Annotated in this window: 14 protein-coding genes; 9 read left to right on the top strand and 5 right to left on the bottom strand. The window is 70.6% G+C overall.

The window, feature by feature from the left end; translation table 11 throughout:
• Complete coding sequence (locus ACFYWJ_RS17905) at positions 1-918, bottom strand: hypothetical protein (protein WP_355275782.1); 918 nt, start codon at positions 916-918, stop codon at positions 1-3.
• Positions 919-1,002: 84 nt separating this feature from the next.
• Positions 1,003-1,944: a PDR/VanB family oxidoreductase gene (locus ACFYWJ_RS17900; protein WP_387162786.1), complete on the bottom strand. Its 942-nt coding sequence runs from the start codon at positions 1,942-1,944 to the stop codon at positions 1,003-1,005.
• A gap of 140 nt (positions 1,945-2,084) precedes the next feature.
• Here ACFYWJ_RS17900 and ACFYWJ_RS17895 point away from each other — a divergent pair, with 140 nt between their 5' ends.
• The 8 genes from ACFYWJ_RS17895 to ACFYWJ_RS17860 are packed head-to-tail and all read left to right on the top strand — an operon-like array spanning position 2,085 to position 9,801.
• Positions 2,085-3,245, top strand: coding sequence for an acyl-CoA dehydrogenase family protein (locus ACFYWJ_RS17895; protein ID WP_355275786.1), 1,161 nt, complete (start codon positions 2,085-2,087; stop codon positions 3,243-3,245).
• Positions 3,246-3,257: 12 nt separating this feature from the next.
• A complete protein-coding gene (locus ACFYWJ_RS17890; protein ID WP_355275787.1) occupies positions 3,258-3,785 on the top strand; it encodes a YiiD C-terminal domain-containing protein in 528 nt (175 codons plus the stop codon).
• Positions 3,782-4,648: an alpha/beta fold hydrolase gene (locus ACFYWJ_RS17885; protein WP_355275789.1), complete on the top strand. Its 867-nt coding sequence runs from the start codon at positions 3,782-3,784 to the stop codon at positions 4,646-4,648. Before ACFYWJ_RS17890 ends, ACFYWJ_RS17885 begins: the two co-directional genes overlap by 4 nt.
• A gap of 9 nt (positions 4,649-4,657) precedes the next feature.
• Positions 4,658-5,788: an ABC transporter ATP-binding protein gene (locus ACFYWJ_RS17880; RefSeq protein WP_355275791.1), complete on the top strand. Its 1,131-nt coding sequence runs from the start codon at positions 4,658-4,660 to the stop codon at positions 5,786-5,788.
• A gap of 34 nt (positions 5,789-5,822) precedes the next feature.
• Positions 5,823-7,190, top strand: coding sequence for an ABC transporter substrate-binding protein (locus tag ACFYWJ_RS17875; protein WP_355275793.1), 1,368 nt, complete (start codon positions 5,823-5,825; stop codon positions 7,188-7,190).
• On the top strand, positions 7,187-8,044 hold the full coding sequence (locus ACFYWJ_RS17870; protein ID WP_355275794.1) for a metallophosphoesterase: 858 nt from the start codon (positions 7,187-7,189) through the stop codon (positions 8,042-8,044). Before ACFYWJ_RS17875 ends, ACFYWJ_RS17870 begins: the two co-directional genes overlap by 4 nt.
• A 1-nt stretch (position 8,045) precedes the next feature.
• Positions 8,046-8,999, top strand: a complete 954-nt coding sequence (locus ACFYWJ_RS17865) for a sugar ABC transporter permease (protein WP_355275796.1) — start codon at positions 8,046-8,048, stop codon at positions 8,997-8,999.
• Positions 8,989-9,801 (top strand): carbohydrate ABC transporter permease, encoded by an 813-nt coding sequence (locus tag ACFYWJ_RS17860; RefSeq protein WP_355275798.1) that lies wholly within the window; start codon positions 8,989-8,991, stop codon positions 9,799-9,801. The genes ACFYWJ_RS17865 and ACFYWJ_RS17860 overlap by 11 nt, the downstream gene beginning before the upstream one ends.
• Here the strand turns inward: ACFYWJ_RS17860 and ACFYWJ_RS17855 are convergent.
• Genes ACFYWJ_RS17855 through ACFYWJ_RS17845 form a run of 3 tightly spaced genes read right to left on the bottom strand, consistent with a single transcriptional unit; the run spans position 9,794 to position 12,677 of the window.
• Positions 9,794-10,651 (bottom strand): sterol desaturase family protein, encoded by an 858-nt coding sequence (locus ACFYWJ_RS17855; RefSeq protein WP_355275800.1) that lies wholly within the window; start codon positions 10,649-10,651, stop codon positions 9,794-9,796. The genes ACFYWJ_RS17860 and ACFYWJ_RS17855 overlap by 8 nt on opposite strands.
• A 5-nt stretch (positions 10,652-10,656) precedes the next feature.
• Entirely contained in the window at positions 10,657-11,469 is an 813-nt protein-coding gene (locus ACFYWJ_RS17850) for a helix-turn-helix transcriptional regulator (protein WP_355275802.1), read from the bottom strand.
• Positions 11,466-12,677 (bottom strand): pyridoxal phosphate-dependent aminotransferase, encoded by a 1,212-nt coding sequence (locus tag ACFYWJ_RS17845; RefSeq protein ID WP_355275804.1) that lies wholly within the window; start codon positions 12,675-12,677, stop codon positions 11,466-11,468. The genes ACFYWJ_RS17850 and ACFYWJ_RS17845 overlap by 4 nt, the downstream gene beginning before the upstream one ends.
• Positions 12,678-12,770: 93 nt before the next feature.
• Between ACFYWJ_RS17845 and ACFYWJ_RS17840 the strand changes: the two genes are divergently transcribed.
• On the top strand, positions 12,771-13,322 hold the full coding sequence (locus ACFYWJ_RS17840) for a helix-turn-helix domain-containing protein (RefSeq protein WP_355275806.1): 552 nt from the start codon (positions 12,771-12,773) through the stop codon (positions 13,320-13,322).
• Positions 13,323-13,330 lie beyond the last annotated feature (8 nt).

The raw sequence follows: 13,330 nt of genomic DNA, 5'->3' as shown, positions 1-13,330 counted from the left end.
TCAGAACAGGCTGGTCTGGGCCGGTGCGGTCACGGCGGTGATGGTGGGGTCGAGTTCGATGCGGCGGCCGATGAGCCGGGAGTCGTTGACCAGGACCAGCTCACCGTCGCCCGCGTCGTCGGCGCAGGCGATGGTGTGGCCGTGGGCGGTGACGGCGTCGAGGACGTATTCGCCCGAGTCCTCGGTGAACTCGACGGCGTCCGCGTAGCGGCCGCGCGCGAGGATCGTGGCGTAGAAGTCCCGGCCGCCGGACCACGCGGTGTCGGTACGGGTGATGTCGTCGGGCAGGGTGCTCGCCGCGTGCGCGGCCGCGTCGGCGACGGCGGCTTCCAGCGCCGACCACGGGCGCAGCGGTTTGGTGAGGATGCGGGTCTTGGTGACGCCGGCGACCGCCTGTCGCAGCCCCGCCCGCTCCGAGACGACCCGCTCCAGCTCGCGCACGTGCAGCCCGTCCGGGGAGTCGGTGATGAAGCGGGCCATCAGCGCGCCCTGCTCGAACAGCCGCCGCTGGCGCCGCACCGCCGACGCGGTCCCGACCTTGGTCATCCCGTCACCGAAGTAGGCGATGTAGAGGTGATGGGGCTGCGCGACGTATCCGCGCACCTGCTCGGGCAGCGCCGTGAGCGGCCCCCGATGACTGTGCACCACCGACCAGCCCTCGGTGATCCGGCACTGCGCACACTGCTTGCCGCTCTCCACCCGAGCCCGGCTCGGGCACGCCTGCCGCCCCCGGCGCCCGGCGCCGAACCCGTGATATCCGAGACAGAACCGACCGCCGCCGGTGAGCCGGAAGGCCAACCGGGTCCCGATCCCCGGCAGTAGCTCGGTGCTGCCGTCCTCGCGGATCAGCTCGTAGAACCACCGGCCCTGCTCGTCCCAGTGCGTCCCGCAGTACAGGGCGGTAGAGGTCGCGGTCATCGGTCGAATCTACTGAACGCGCACAGCGTTCCGCCGACCGGACGACCAACGCGCGCCAATTCGGGATCGGCCGAGGACGGGAACTCAGAGGTCGAGGACCAGCACGTCGGAGGCGGCACGGGAGACGCACAGCATCATCGTCTTGCCGCTCTCGCGTTCTTCGGCCGTGAGCAGGGAGTCGCGGTGCTCCACCGCGCCGTCGAGGACGGGGGTCTCGCAGCTGCCGCAGGTTCCTTCGCGGCAGGAGGTGATGACCGCGACGCCCGCCGATTCCAGAACGTCGACGATGGAGCGGTCGGCGGCGACCCGCAGCGTCCGCCCGGATTGCGCCAGCTGGATCTCGAAGGCCCGGTCGGCACCGGTCGACTCGAGCTGCCGGGGGACGAAGCGTTCCGTCCGTACCGTGACGCTCTGCCGCTGTCCCTCCGCCTCGACCGCCGCGAGCAGCGGCTCCGGACCGCAGCAGTACACGGTCGCGCCGGGCCGCTCGGCCACGATGTCGGCTACCGGCAGCAGGCCGGACTCGTCCTGGGGCAGCAGCCGCACCGCCGGATACCGCGCGGTGAGCGCCTCGGCGAAGGCCATGTGGGTGCGCGAGCGCGCGCCGTAGTGCAGCGTCCAGCGCGCACCTGCGCGCTCGGCGGCGGCGATCATCGGCAGGATCGGGGTGATCCCGATGCCACCGGCGACGAAGGTGTACTCGGTGGACTCGGCCAGCTCGAAGTTGTTGCGGGGCACCGAGACCGACAGGGTCGTGCCGGGCAGCGCCGTCCGGAACAGATGCGCCGAACCGCCGCGGCCGTTCGGTTCGTGCAGGATCGCGATCCGCCACCGGTCCCGCTCGGCCGGGTCGCCGCACAGCGAGTACTGGCGGACACCGGCCGCCCCCGCCGCCACGTCGATGTGCGCGCCCGGCGCCCACGCGGGCAGTTCCCCGCCGTCGACCGCGGCCAGCACCAGGGCGAATACCGCGTCGGCTTCGTCGGTGCGCTCGATCACCCGCACGCTCACGTCGGTCATGGCCATCCCCTCGCCCGCATGGTTGTCGAGTCTCACCGTGCGCGAGATCCGGCACGGTCGCCCGAGCGGCGCGGCGAGTCGATTGGACCGATCGACATTCACTATCGCCCCGCCGCCGCACCGGTGGGCCGCCCGACACTGACGGCATGACTCCAGTGGCGGAACTGGTCGCCAAGACCAGGCAGTTCGTGCAAGACCACGTCATCCCGGTGGAACGCGAGGTCGTCGTCGGTGGCCGGGTCACCGACGACGCCCTGCGCCTCGACCTGCAGAAGAAGGCCAAGGAGGCCGGTGTCTTCGGCCCGCTCTCCGATCCCGCCTACGGCGGCCTCGGCCTGGACACCAGGGCCCAGGCCGAGGTGCTCGAGGCGGCGGGCGCCAGCCTGCTCGGCCCGCTCGCGGTCAACGCCTGGGCGCCCGACGACGGCAACATCCACCTGCTCGCCGAGGTCGCGAACCCCGAACAGCGCGAACGGTATCTGGCCCCGCTGGCCTCCGGCGAGGTCCGCTCCGCGATCGCCATGACCGAACCCGCGCCCGGCGCCGGCTCGGACCCACGCATGCTGGCCACCGTCGCCGAGGAGACCGATTCCGGCTGGGTCATCAACGGCCGCAAGCACTTCACCACCGGCGCGCAGGGCGCGGCGTTCACCATCTGTGTCGCTTCCACCACCGACGGCCCGACCATGTTCCTGGTCGACCAGGACAACCCCGGCCTGAAGGTCGGCCGCCGGATGCCGACGCTGGACCACACCAGCGCGCCCGGCGGGCACTGCGAGATCGAGTTCGCCGACTGTGAGGTCCCCGAGTCCGCGATCCTGGGCGCGGTGGGCCGCGGCCTGGACCTGGCCGCGGTCCGGCTGGCGCCCTCGCGGCTGGTGTTCTGCATGAACTGGCTCGGCCTGGCCGTGCGCGCCCAGCAGCTCACCGCCGAGCACATCAGCGGCCGGTACTCGTTCGGGGTGCCGATCGCCGACCACGGTCTGGCCCAGGGCCTCATCGCCGACAACGAGATCGACATCGCCGCCTCGCGCAGCCTGATCCGGTCCACCGCCGCCACTATCGACGAGCACGGCGCCGCCTCCGCGCAGGCCCGGCACGAGGCCTCGATCACCAAGACCTTCGTCTCCGAGGCGGTCTGGCGGGTGCTCGACCGCGCGGTGCAGCTGCACGGCGGTCTCGGTGTCTGCGAGGACCACCTGGTGGCCCGATTCCTGGTGGAAGCCAGGGCCTTCCGCATCTACGAGGGTCCGTCGGAGGTGCTGCGCTGGTCGATCGCGCGGCGCGTCCTGCGCGGACCGCGCTGAGAGGACATCCCCATGACCACCCGCAGCATCGCCGGATTCGGCGCCGCCTACCCCGCCCTCGACTTCGACGCCGTCGACTACGACTACCTGCGCGACGCCTCGCAGGCCCTGGTGCCGTTCGGCGCGCACGTCGGCACCAGGATCACCGAGATCTCCCCCGCCCGTTCGGTCGTCGAGATCCCGGCCGAACCGGTGATGTGCAACCACATGGGCACCGTGCACGCAGGCGCGCTGTTCACCGCCGCCGACATCGCGGGCGCCGCGGCCTTCGTCGGCGCGGCGGCGCACCGGCTGTTCACCGTCGACCGGCTGGTCCTGCGCGGCGGCACCGCCGCCTACCGCAAGCCCGCCCGTGGCCGCATCCGCGCCGTCGCCACCGTCGACGCCGACGGCCTGGCCGCCGTCCTGGCCGCGACCGAGTCCACCCGGTTCGAGCTGTCCGGCCGCGCCGAGCTGCTCGACGACAACGACGTGCTCACCGCCGAATTCACCTTCGACTACGTGTGCGATGTGCGCATCGCCGGAACGGACGCGTCATGACGACGACCACGCCCGACGCCACCACGATCGAGACCGCCGACGGTGTCCGCTTCACCGTGCGCTGGCTGGCCGCCGACGACCCCACCGCCCCGGTGGTGCTGATCCTGCCCGCCATGGCGATGAAGGCGCGCAACTACCAGTCGCTGGCCAAGGCACTGCACGCCACCGGCCTCTCGGTGGCGACCTGCGATCTGCGCGCGCACGGCGAGGCCGAGCCCGCGCTCGGTGAGCACACCGACTTCGGCTACCGCGAGATGCTCGAAATCGACCTGCCCGCCATCGTTTCCGCGGTCAACGGACGGTTCCCGCAGGCGCCGCTGCACCTGTTCGGGCACAGCCTGGGCGGTCAGCTCGCGCTGCTGTTCGCCGCCGCCGAACCCGAGCGCGTCGCCGGGGTCACCGTGATCGGCACCGGCACCGTGTTCTGGTGGGCGTTCGGCCCGCGCCGCTGGTTCGAGGCGCTGAGCCAGATCCAGTGGATCGGCCTGGTCTCGCGGGTCAAGGGGCACTGGCCCGGTGGCGTGCTGATCCCGGCGCCGATGCCGGGCGGGGTGATGGTCGACTGGTCGATCCACTCGCTCACCAGCTACTACCGCCCCAGCGGCAGCAAGCGCCGCTACAACACGCTGCTGGCGAACATGACCCTGCCGGTGCTGGCGATCTCGCTGTCGCAGGACGTGCTCGGCCCCAAGTCCAATGTCGACTTCCTGGTCTCGCGGATGCCGTCGGCCGCGGTCACCCAGTGGCACCTCGACGAGAACTCCACGGTCGCGCACCTGGACCACTTCACCTGGCTCAAGGACGCGCCCGCGATCGCGGCAGGCGTGTCGCAGTGGATCACCGCCGGCACCGCGCCGGCCTGAAGGAGAGACGTGGCACGACTGCAGATCGATGCGGTGTCGAAGAAGTTCGACACCGACTACGCGGTGCGCGAGGTGAGCCTCGACATCGCCGACGGTGAATTCATGGTCCTGCTCGGCCCCAGCGGCTGCGGCAAGTCCACCCTGCTGCGGATGATCGCCGGGCTGGAGGAGCCGAGCGAGGGCCGGATCCTGGTCGGCGGCAACGATGTCACCGACGCGGCGCCGCAGCGTCGCGACCTGGCGATGGTGTTCCAGAGCTACGCGCTCTACCCGCACCTGTCGGTGGCGAGGAACATCGGCTTCCCGCTGCGGGCCCGGCGCACGCCGCGCGCCGAGATCGCCCAGCGGGTCGCCGAGGTGTCTGCCACCCTGGAGCTGTCCGCGCTGCTCGACCGCAAGCCGGTCGCGCTCTCCGGCGGGCAACGCCAGCGCGTGGCGCTGGCCCGCGCCATGGTGCGCGACCCCGGCGCGTTCCTGATGGACGAGCCGCTGTCGAACCTGGACGCCAAGCTGCGCAGCGCGACCCGCGCCGAACTCATCGCCCTGCACCAGCGACTGGGCGCGACGTTCCTCTACGTCACCCACGACCAGGTCGAGGCGATGACGATGGCCTCGCGCATCGCGCTGCTCAACGAGGGCCGGGTCGAACAGTGCGGCACCCCCGCCGAGCTCTACGACCAGCCCCGCTCCACCTTCGTCGCCGGGTTCCTCGGATCACCGCCGATGAACCTGTTCCCCGCGGTCGTCCAGTCGCGCGGCGGTGCCCTGCGGGTGACGGCCGACGGTGTCGACGCCGCGCTCGACATCACCGACGAACTCGACACCGCCACCGCCGTGATCGCCGGCATCCGCCCCGAGCGCCTGCGCATCGACGCCACGGCGGGCGCCGTGCGCGGCCGGGTGCGCATGGTCGAGAACCTCGGCAGCGAGGAGCTGGTGCACCTCGACGCGGGCACGACCAGCCTGTGCGTGCGCGCGCCGCGCCCGGCCGGGGTGCACGTCGGCGAGGACATCGCCGTGCGGGTCGACCCCGCCGACATCCACCTGTTCGATCCCGACACCGGCCTGCGCCTGACCTGGCGAGCGCCGCAACCGGAGTCGACCCCCAGCCTGGACGCGGCTGCCGTGCCCGTCCCCTGAGTCACCGCACGAACCGTTGATGAGGAGAACCACCATGAAACGCACCCTGCCCATCCTGGGCGTGGTGTTCACCACCGCCGTCGCCCTGAGCGGCTGCGGTCTGGGCGGCACCGTGTCCTCGGACACCACGACGACCGCGCAGATTCCGGAGCTGACGCCCGACCAGCAGGTCTCGATCGTGTTCGAGTCCTACAACTACGGGCTCGCCGGCGCCTGGACCGACACGTTCAACGCGCTGATCGCCGACTTCGGCAAGAAGTACCCCAACATCAAGGTCACCGCGCAGAAGCCGCAGGGCAACAGCCCGAACCCGGCCACCGACACCATCTCCAGCATCCAGAACCAGATGGTCGCGGGCACCCCGCCCGACGTGGCCCAGCTCGGCTTCTCCGACCTGGACTTCACCGTGCACCAGCTGCAGGCCAAGCCGCTCGACACCCTGGTCGGCAAGCAGGAGGTGGCCCGCAACTTCGACGGCAAGCACGCCTACGCCCCGCGCGCCCGCGTCCTCGACGACTGGGACGGCCACACCTACGGCGTGCCCTTCGTCTTCTCCACCCCCGTGCTGTACCTGAACGCGTCGCTGTTCACCGAGGCCGGGCTGGATCCGGCCAAGCCGCCCGCCACCTGGGCCGACGTCGCGACCGCGTCGAAGCAGATCGTCGACCGCACCGGCAAGGGCGGCGTGTACATCGACTGCCTCACCAAGACCGCCAAGGACTGGTGCTTCCAGTCGCTGGTGCGGTCCAACGGCGGCCGGGTCATCTCCGAGGATCGCCGCACCCTCACCTACGCGGCCGCCCCGGTCGTCGAGGTGACCAAGATGGCGCAGGACCTGGTGACCACGGGCAGCATGCCCAAGCTGAACCAGAAGCAGGGCTACGAGGCCTTCGCGCGCGGCGAGATCGGCATGATCCTCGAGACCAGCGCCATCCAGGGCACCTTCGTCACCGGCGCCAAGGACAAGTGGGACCTGCAGTCGGCGCCGATGCCGTCCTTCGCGGGCAAGCCCACCGTGCCCACGAATTCCGGTGCGGGCCTGCACATCCTGTCCAACGATCCGGCCAAGCAGCGCGCCTCCTGGGAGCTGATCAAGTTCCTCACCAGCGAGGAGTCCTACATCAAGATCTCGCAGAACATCGGCTACCTGCCGCTGCGCACCGGACTGCTCGACCAGCCCGACGGCCTGAAGGACTGGGCCGCCAAGAACCCGCTGCTGAAGCCGAACGTCGCCCAGCTGGGTGCCATGGAGCCCTGGGTCTCCATGCCCGGCAACAACTACCTGCAGATGCGCGACGGCATGATGGACGCCGTCGAGGCCGTCGTGTTCCAGGGCAAGGACCCCCAGTCCACGCTGACCGCTGCGCAGGCAGAGGGCACCAAACTCCTGCCGGTCGCATGAGCGATCTGACCATCGTCCAGCTCACCGATACCCACCTGCGCCCGGCCGGTGAGCTCGTCCACGGTGTCGTCGACACCGACGCGAACCTCTCCCGGGTGCTCACCCACCTGCGCGAGGCCGGGCAGCACGTCGACGCCCTGGTGCTCTCGGGTGACCTGTCCGACAACGGGTCACCCGAGGCGTACCGGCGGCTGCGGGCGGCCGTCGAACCGGTCGCGGCCGAGATCGGCGCCGAGATCGTGTACGTCATGGGCAATCACGACGAACGCGCCGCCTTCGGCGAGGAGCTGCTGGATCTGGCTCCCGGCTCGGTGGACACCTCGCTGCCGCACGATCGCACCGTCGAGGTCGCCGGCCTGCGCATCATCGCGCTGGACAGCACCACGCCGATGCGGCACGAGGGCAGGCTCGAACTCGAGCAGCTGGCCTGGCTGAGTGTGCAGCTGCGCACGCCCGCCCCGCGGGGCACCGTGCTGGTGCTGCACCATCCGCCGCTGCCCTCCCCCGTCGCCACCGCCGACTTCCTCAAGCTCGAGGACGCCGACCGGCTGGCGGAGGTGCTCGAGGGGTCCGATGTCCGGATGATCCTGTGCGGGCACAACCATCTGACGGCCGCCGCGTCGGTCGCGGGCATCCCGGTGTGGATCGGGCCCGCGCTGTCGTACCGGATCGATCCGATGCCCCCGGCGGGCAGGCACCGCGGGTTCACCGGATTCGGCTACAGCCGGATCGATGTGGTCGGCTCGACGGTGCTGGCCACCGCGATCGAGGCGACCCCGGCCACCGCGGTCTACGACCGGCCGGAGGCCGAGGTGCTCGAGCAGCTCGCGGCGATCGCCGCGCGGACGCGGTGACATGTTCGTCATCGACGACAGGCAGGACCCGGCGCAGGCGGCGATCATCGCCCCTGCGGCGGGTCCGCGCCGGTTCACCCGGCGCAAGGCGCTGCGCCTGATCGCGCCCTACCTCTATCTGGCGCCCGCGGTGGTGCTGCTGGTGGTGTTCACCTACCAGCCGCTGGTGCAGGCGGTGCAGCTGTCCACGGTGTCGTGGAACCTGCTGCCGACCGCCCCGATGAAGGCGGTCGGCACCGCCAATTACTCCCGGCTGCTGGATCTTCCGGCGTTCTGGGGCTCGCTGGGCCGGACCGCGACGCTGATCCTTGGCCTGCTGCCGTTCACGGTGGTGCTGCCGGTGCTGATCGCGCTGGCCAGCCGGAAGGTGCAGGGCCGGGCCCGCACCGTCTATCAGGCGCTGGTCTTCGCGCCGTTCCTCGTCGCGCCGGTCGCGGCGGCGGCGGTGTGGCGCTGGCTGCTGCATCCCGGGTCCGGATTCGTCGACCAGCTGGTCGATTCCGGCCGCAACTGGGTCTACGACGCGTCCACAGCGCAGGCGGTGATCGTGCTGATCACCGGCTGGCAGCTGCTCGGTTTCGCGGTGCTGGTGGTGTGGGCCGGTCTGGCGGGCATCAGTGGCGACTACAGCGAGGCCGCGCAGGTCGACGGCGCGACGCCGGGACAGATCCGGCGCTGGATCACCCTGCCACTGCTGTCGCCGACGCTGCTGTTCCTGGTGCTCACGACCGTGCTGCTCAGCCCGACGCTGTCGTTCCCGCTCATCGACTCGATGACCCAGGGCGGGCCGTCGCAGGCCACGACCAACATCTACTACCTGCTCTGGGACTACGCGTTCCACAGCTTCGACGCCGGCCTGAGCGCGGCGGCGGGTGTGCTGTTGTTCGTCGGGTTCGGCGCACTGGCGGCCGTGCTGGTCTGGATCTCGGAAAAGGTTGCCGTTCATGATGATTGATCGTCTCCGTCAGGCGGGCAGCCACCTGCTGCTCGCCGGGACGGCGCTGGTGTGCGTGTTCCCCATCTACTGGTTGTTCGCCACCGCGCTGCGCAGGCCGCAGGACGTCACCTCGCTGTCGCCGCTGCCGTGGCCGCTGTCGATCGACAACTACCTCGACGCGGCGCACAAGGTCGATGTCACCGGACTGATCGTCAACACGTTCGTGGTGGCGATCCTGTCCGCGGCGGGCCAGCTGCTGATCGCGCTGCTGGCGTCGTACGCGTTCGCGATGTACACCTTCCCGCTGCAGCGGCTGATGTATCTGGCGTTCGTCGGCGTCTGGCTGGTGCCGTTCCAGGTCACCATGCTGCCCAACTACATCCTGCTCAACCGGTTGGGGCTGATCAACACGTTGATCGGCTGCGTGCTACCGACGCTGTGCTCGGCGCTGGCGGTCCTGCTGCTGCGTCAGCACATGAACGCGTTCCCGAAGGAGCTCGTCGCCGCCGCCAAGATCGACGGCCGGTCCTCCTGGGCGATCCTGTGGACGGTGGTGGTGCCGAACCTGCGTCCGGCCCTCGCCGCGCTGGGCATCCTGCTGTTCATCAACGCCTGGAACGAGTACTTCTGGCCCGCGGTCGTGCTGCGTCAGTCCAACGATGTGCTCCAGCTCGGTCTGCGCAGTTTCATGGGCACCGAGGGCGACCAGTGGGGGCCGATGATGGCGCTGGCGAGCCTGGCGTGCCTGCCGGTTCTGCTGCTGTACCTGGTGTTGCAGCGCCACATCGTCAACGCCTTCGTCCGGTCGGGTCTCAAGTGAGGCGGCGGAAGGGCGCGATCAGCTGGTCGAGGTAGCCGACCGGATAGTCGGGATGCGCTGCCATGCCGAGCTGTTCGGAGCTGAACCGGCGCTGCGGATCGTAGCTGTAGGTGCGCAGCAGGTGGTCCCAGAGCAGGGTGAACAGGCCGAAGTTGACGTCGCCGACCCCGGCCCATTTGAGGTGATGGAAGCGGTGTCCCTCGTTGAGGGCGAGCACGTATTTCAGCGGACCGACGCGGTAGTCGGCGTTGGAGTGCTGGAGCAGTAGCTGGACGGCCACGGCCAGGGCCAGCGCGGCGGCGACGTCGACCGGCAGGCCGAGCAGGATCAGCGGGGCCACACCGGCGGCCATCTCGGCGGTCTGGTGCAGCGGGTGCTTCATCAGGCCGTTGAGTCCGTAGAACCGGGTGACGCTGTGGTGCACGGCGTGGAAGCGCCACAGCACCCCGATCTTGTGACTGGCCAGGTGCACCAGGGTGATGCCCGCGTCCGCGATCAGGACGGCGAGGACCACCTGGAGCACGAACGGCCAACCACCCGGCCACACGCCCGGCGCGGGCACGATCGCGGCGAGCAGCGGGATCACCGCGACGCTCACCAGGATCAGCGTCTCGTTCACCACCGCGTGCACCCGGTCGCGGACGCTGTCGGCCTTGGTCCCGTTCCACTCCGGTTCGTATGGGATCACCCGTTCGACCGCGAACGAGGTCGCGATCGCCACTGCGAGCACGAGCAGCAACCAGGGTTTCGGGGCATGGGCGGCGGCGAGCGCGATGCCGATCCCGTTGACCCCCAACAGCATCAGCGGGACGTACCCGTAGCGGGCGAGGCGGCGTACAGCGAGGTTCATGCCCCTCAGCCTGGGCGCCGGTCCCCGGTCGGCGCTTGAACGATTCGGCTGCCGCCGGTGTCCCGGACCAGCGCGCCGGTCAGGGCCGACGGCGGCAGGCCGAAGATCTCCCGGCAGGTGCGGGTGAGGTGCGCGCTGTCGGCGAAACCGGTCGCGTGCGCGATCGTGGTCAGATCCCGCCCGGCCCGCGCGAGCTCGGCGGCGTTCATCAGCCGCAGCCACAGGATGTAGCGGCGCAGCGGCAGCCCGACCTGGGCGGTGAACAGGTGGGTGAGCCGGCTCGCCGACAGGCCGACGACGGCGGCGACCTCCCCGGTGCGCACCGGTCCGCGCGCCACCATCGCGGGCAGCGCGGCCACCGCGGCCACGACCGCCGGATGCCGCGGGCGGGCGGCGCCACCGCTCGCCGCAGCGAAGGTGGTCAGCAGGTCGTCGACGAAGGCCGCCGTCGAGGCGATCCGCCGGGCGGGGTCGCGCAGGGCGGGGCCGCCGCACCAGCCCGAGGTCGCGACCCGCAGCACCGCCCCGCGACCGGCCGGGGAATCGGGGTCGAGGAACACGACGATCCCGGTCGCACCGCCGGTGTCGATGCGGTGCTCGGTGTCGGGCGGGATCACGATCTCGGCCCCGGTGTGGGCCCGGCCGTCGCCGTCGACCACGGTCACCAGCCCGTCGGCCACGACGATCTGCACGGCGTGATGGGCGTGGCTCCGGGTCCCGCCGATCGTGCCGGTGAAGGCGAGTACGCCGGGACGGAGCACGGCCCCGGAACCGTGCCAGGCCACCTCGCTCGCGCCGCCGGGCACCCGTGGTGTCACTGCCGGTAGGTCGCCAGGAAGCGGCCGATGCGCTCGATGATGGCCTCGAGCTCGTCGGCGTGCGGCAGGGTGACGATGCGGAAGTGGTCGGGGCGCGGCCAGTTGAAACCGGTGCCCTGGACGATGTGCAGCTTCTCCTGCAGCAGCAGATCGAGGACGAACTTCTCGTCGTCGTGGATGCGGTACATGTCCAGGTCGATGCGCGGGAACGCGTAGAGCGCGCCCTTCGGCTTCACGCACGAGACACCGGGGATGGCGTTGAGGGCTTCCCAGGCGCGGTCGCGCTGCTCGCGCAGGCGGCCGCCGGGCAGGGTGAGGTCGTAGATGCTCTGATGCCCGCCGAGCGCGGCCTGGATCGCCTGCTGCGCCGGCACATTCGCGCACAGCCGCAGTCCGGCGAGCATGGTCAGGCCCTCGAGATAGCTCGCGGCGTGCTGGGTGGGCCCGGAGACCACCAGCCAGCCCGAACGCAGGCCGGCGGCGCGGTAGTTCTTCGACAGGCCCGAGAAGGTCAGGCACAGCAGGTCGGGGGCGAGCGAGGCGACGGCGGTGTGCTCGAGATCGTCGTAGTAGATCTTGTCGTAGATCTCGTCGGCGAACACGACCAGGTTGTGCCTGCGGGCGATCTCGAGGATCTCGCGCAGTACCTCCGGCGGATACACCGCGCCGGTGGGGTTGTTCGGGTTGATCAGCACGATGGCGCGGGTGCGGTCGGTGATCTTGGCGGTGATGTCGGCCAGGTCGGGGTACCAGTCGGCGCCCTCGTCGCACAGGTAGTGCACCGGGGTGCCGCCGTTGAGGGCGGTCGCGGCGGTCCACAGCGGGAAGTCCGGGGCGGGGACCAGGACCTCGTCGCCGTTCTCGAGCAGCGCGGTCATCGCCATCATGATCAGCTCGGAGACACCGTTGCCGAGGAAGACCTCCTCGACGCTCACGTCGTCGACGCCCAGGGTCTGGTAGTACTGCACCACCGCGCGCCGGGCCGAGAGCAGGCCCTTCGACGAGCTGTAGCCGGTGGAGGTGGGCAGCGTCCGGACCATGTCCTGCAACAGGTCCGGGGGCGCGTCGAAGCCGAAGAGCAGCGGGTTGCCGGTGTTGAGCTTGACGACGTGATGCCCCTCGGCCTCGAGCCGAGCCGCCTCCTCGGCGACCGGGCCGCGGATCTCGTACGACACTCCCGACAGCTTGCTGGACTGTTTGACCTGCATGAACATCCCTCCGAGGCGTGGTTGCCGCACACACTACTTGGTATTTCCAAGATTTCACTTGGTTTTTCCAAGCCCATGGTTAAGGTAGTACATGTGCCACGCCGAAGCTACGCCCACTACTGTTCGGTCAGCCGCGCCCTGGATCTCGTCGGCGACCGCTGGACCCTGCTCGTGGTCCGCGAACTGACCGCGGGCCCGCGCCGCTACAGCGATCTGCTCGCCGATCTCCCCGGGATCAGCACCGACATGCTGGCCACCCGGCTCAAGGACCTGGAGCGCGACGGCATCCTCGTCCATCATCGCAACGGGATGCGGTCCAGCTACGAGCTGACCGACTCGGGCCGCGCCCTGCGCCCGGTCCTCGACGCACTGTCCGCCTGGGGCGCTCCCCTGCTCGGCGATCGCGCCCCGACCGATGCCGTGCGCGCGCACTGGCTGGCGCTGCCGCTGGGCCACGCCGTCGCCGAGCTGGTCCCCGCGGGCACGGTCACCGTGCACATCGGCGAGACCGTGCTGCACTACGTGATCACCGCCGACGGCGTCACCCACCACGACGGTCCCGCGTCGGCCCCGGACCGCGAACTGCGGCTGGAGCTGGCCGAGGCCACCGAGATCGCCACCGGCGCCCGCTCGCTGACCGGCTGACGACGGTT

The organism is Nocardia sp. NPDC003269 (assembly GCF_042888005.1).
Lineage (GTDB): Bacteria > Actinomycetota > Actinomycetes > Mycobacteriales > Mycobacteriaceae > Nocardia.
This window is presented reverse-complemented; position numbering and strand designations above follow the sequence as displayed.

Coding starts and splice junctions, on each gene's coding strand:
- ACFYWJ_RS17905 (WP_355275782.1), bottom strand. CDS start 918: ATGACCGCGACCTCTACCGCCCTGTACTGCGGGACGCACTGGGACGAG.
- ACFYWJ_RS17900 (WP_387162786.1), bottom strand. CDS start 1,944: ATGGCCATGACCGACGTGAGCGTGCGGGTGATCGAGCGCACCGACGAA.
- ACFYWJ_RS17895 (WP_355275786.1), top strand. CDS start 2,085: ATGACTCCAGTGGCGGAACTGGTCGCCAAGACCAGGCAGTTCGTGCAA.
- ACFYWJ_RS17890 (WP_355275787.1), top strand. CDS start 3,258: ATGACCACCCGCAGCATCGCCGGATTCGGCGCCGCCTACCCCGCCCTC.
- ACFYWJ_RS17885 (WP_355275789.1), top strand. CDS start 3,782: ATGACGACGACCACGCCCGACGCCACCACGATCGAGACCGCCGACGGT.
- ACFYWJ_RS17875 (WP_355275793.1), top strand. CDS start 5,823: ATGAAACGCACCCTGCCCATCCTGGGCGTGGTGTTCACCACCGCCGTC.
- ACFYWJ_RS17870 (WP_355275794.1), top strand. CDS start 7,187: ATGAGCGATCTGACCATCGTCCAGCTCACCGATACCCACCTGCGCCCG.
- ACFYWJ_RS17865 (WP_355275796.1), top strand. CDS start 8,046: ATGTTCGTCATCGACGACAGGCAGGACCCGGCGCAGGCGGCGATCATC.
- ACFYWJ_RS17860 (WP_355275798.1), top strand. CDS start 8,989: ATGATGATTGATCGTCTCCGTCAGGCGGGCAGCCACCTGCTGCTCGCC.
- ACFYWJ_RS17855 (WP_355275800.1), bottom strand. CDS start 10,651: ATGAACCTCGCTGTACGCCGCCTCGCCCGCTACGGGTACGTCCCGCTG.
- ACFYWJ_RS17845 (WP_355275804.1), bottom strand. CDS start 12,677: ATGCAGGTCAAACAGTCCAGCAAGCTGTCGGGAGTGTCGTACGAGATC.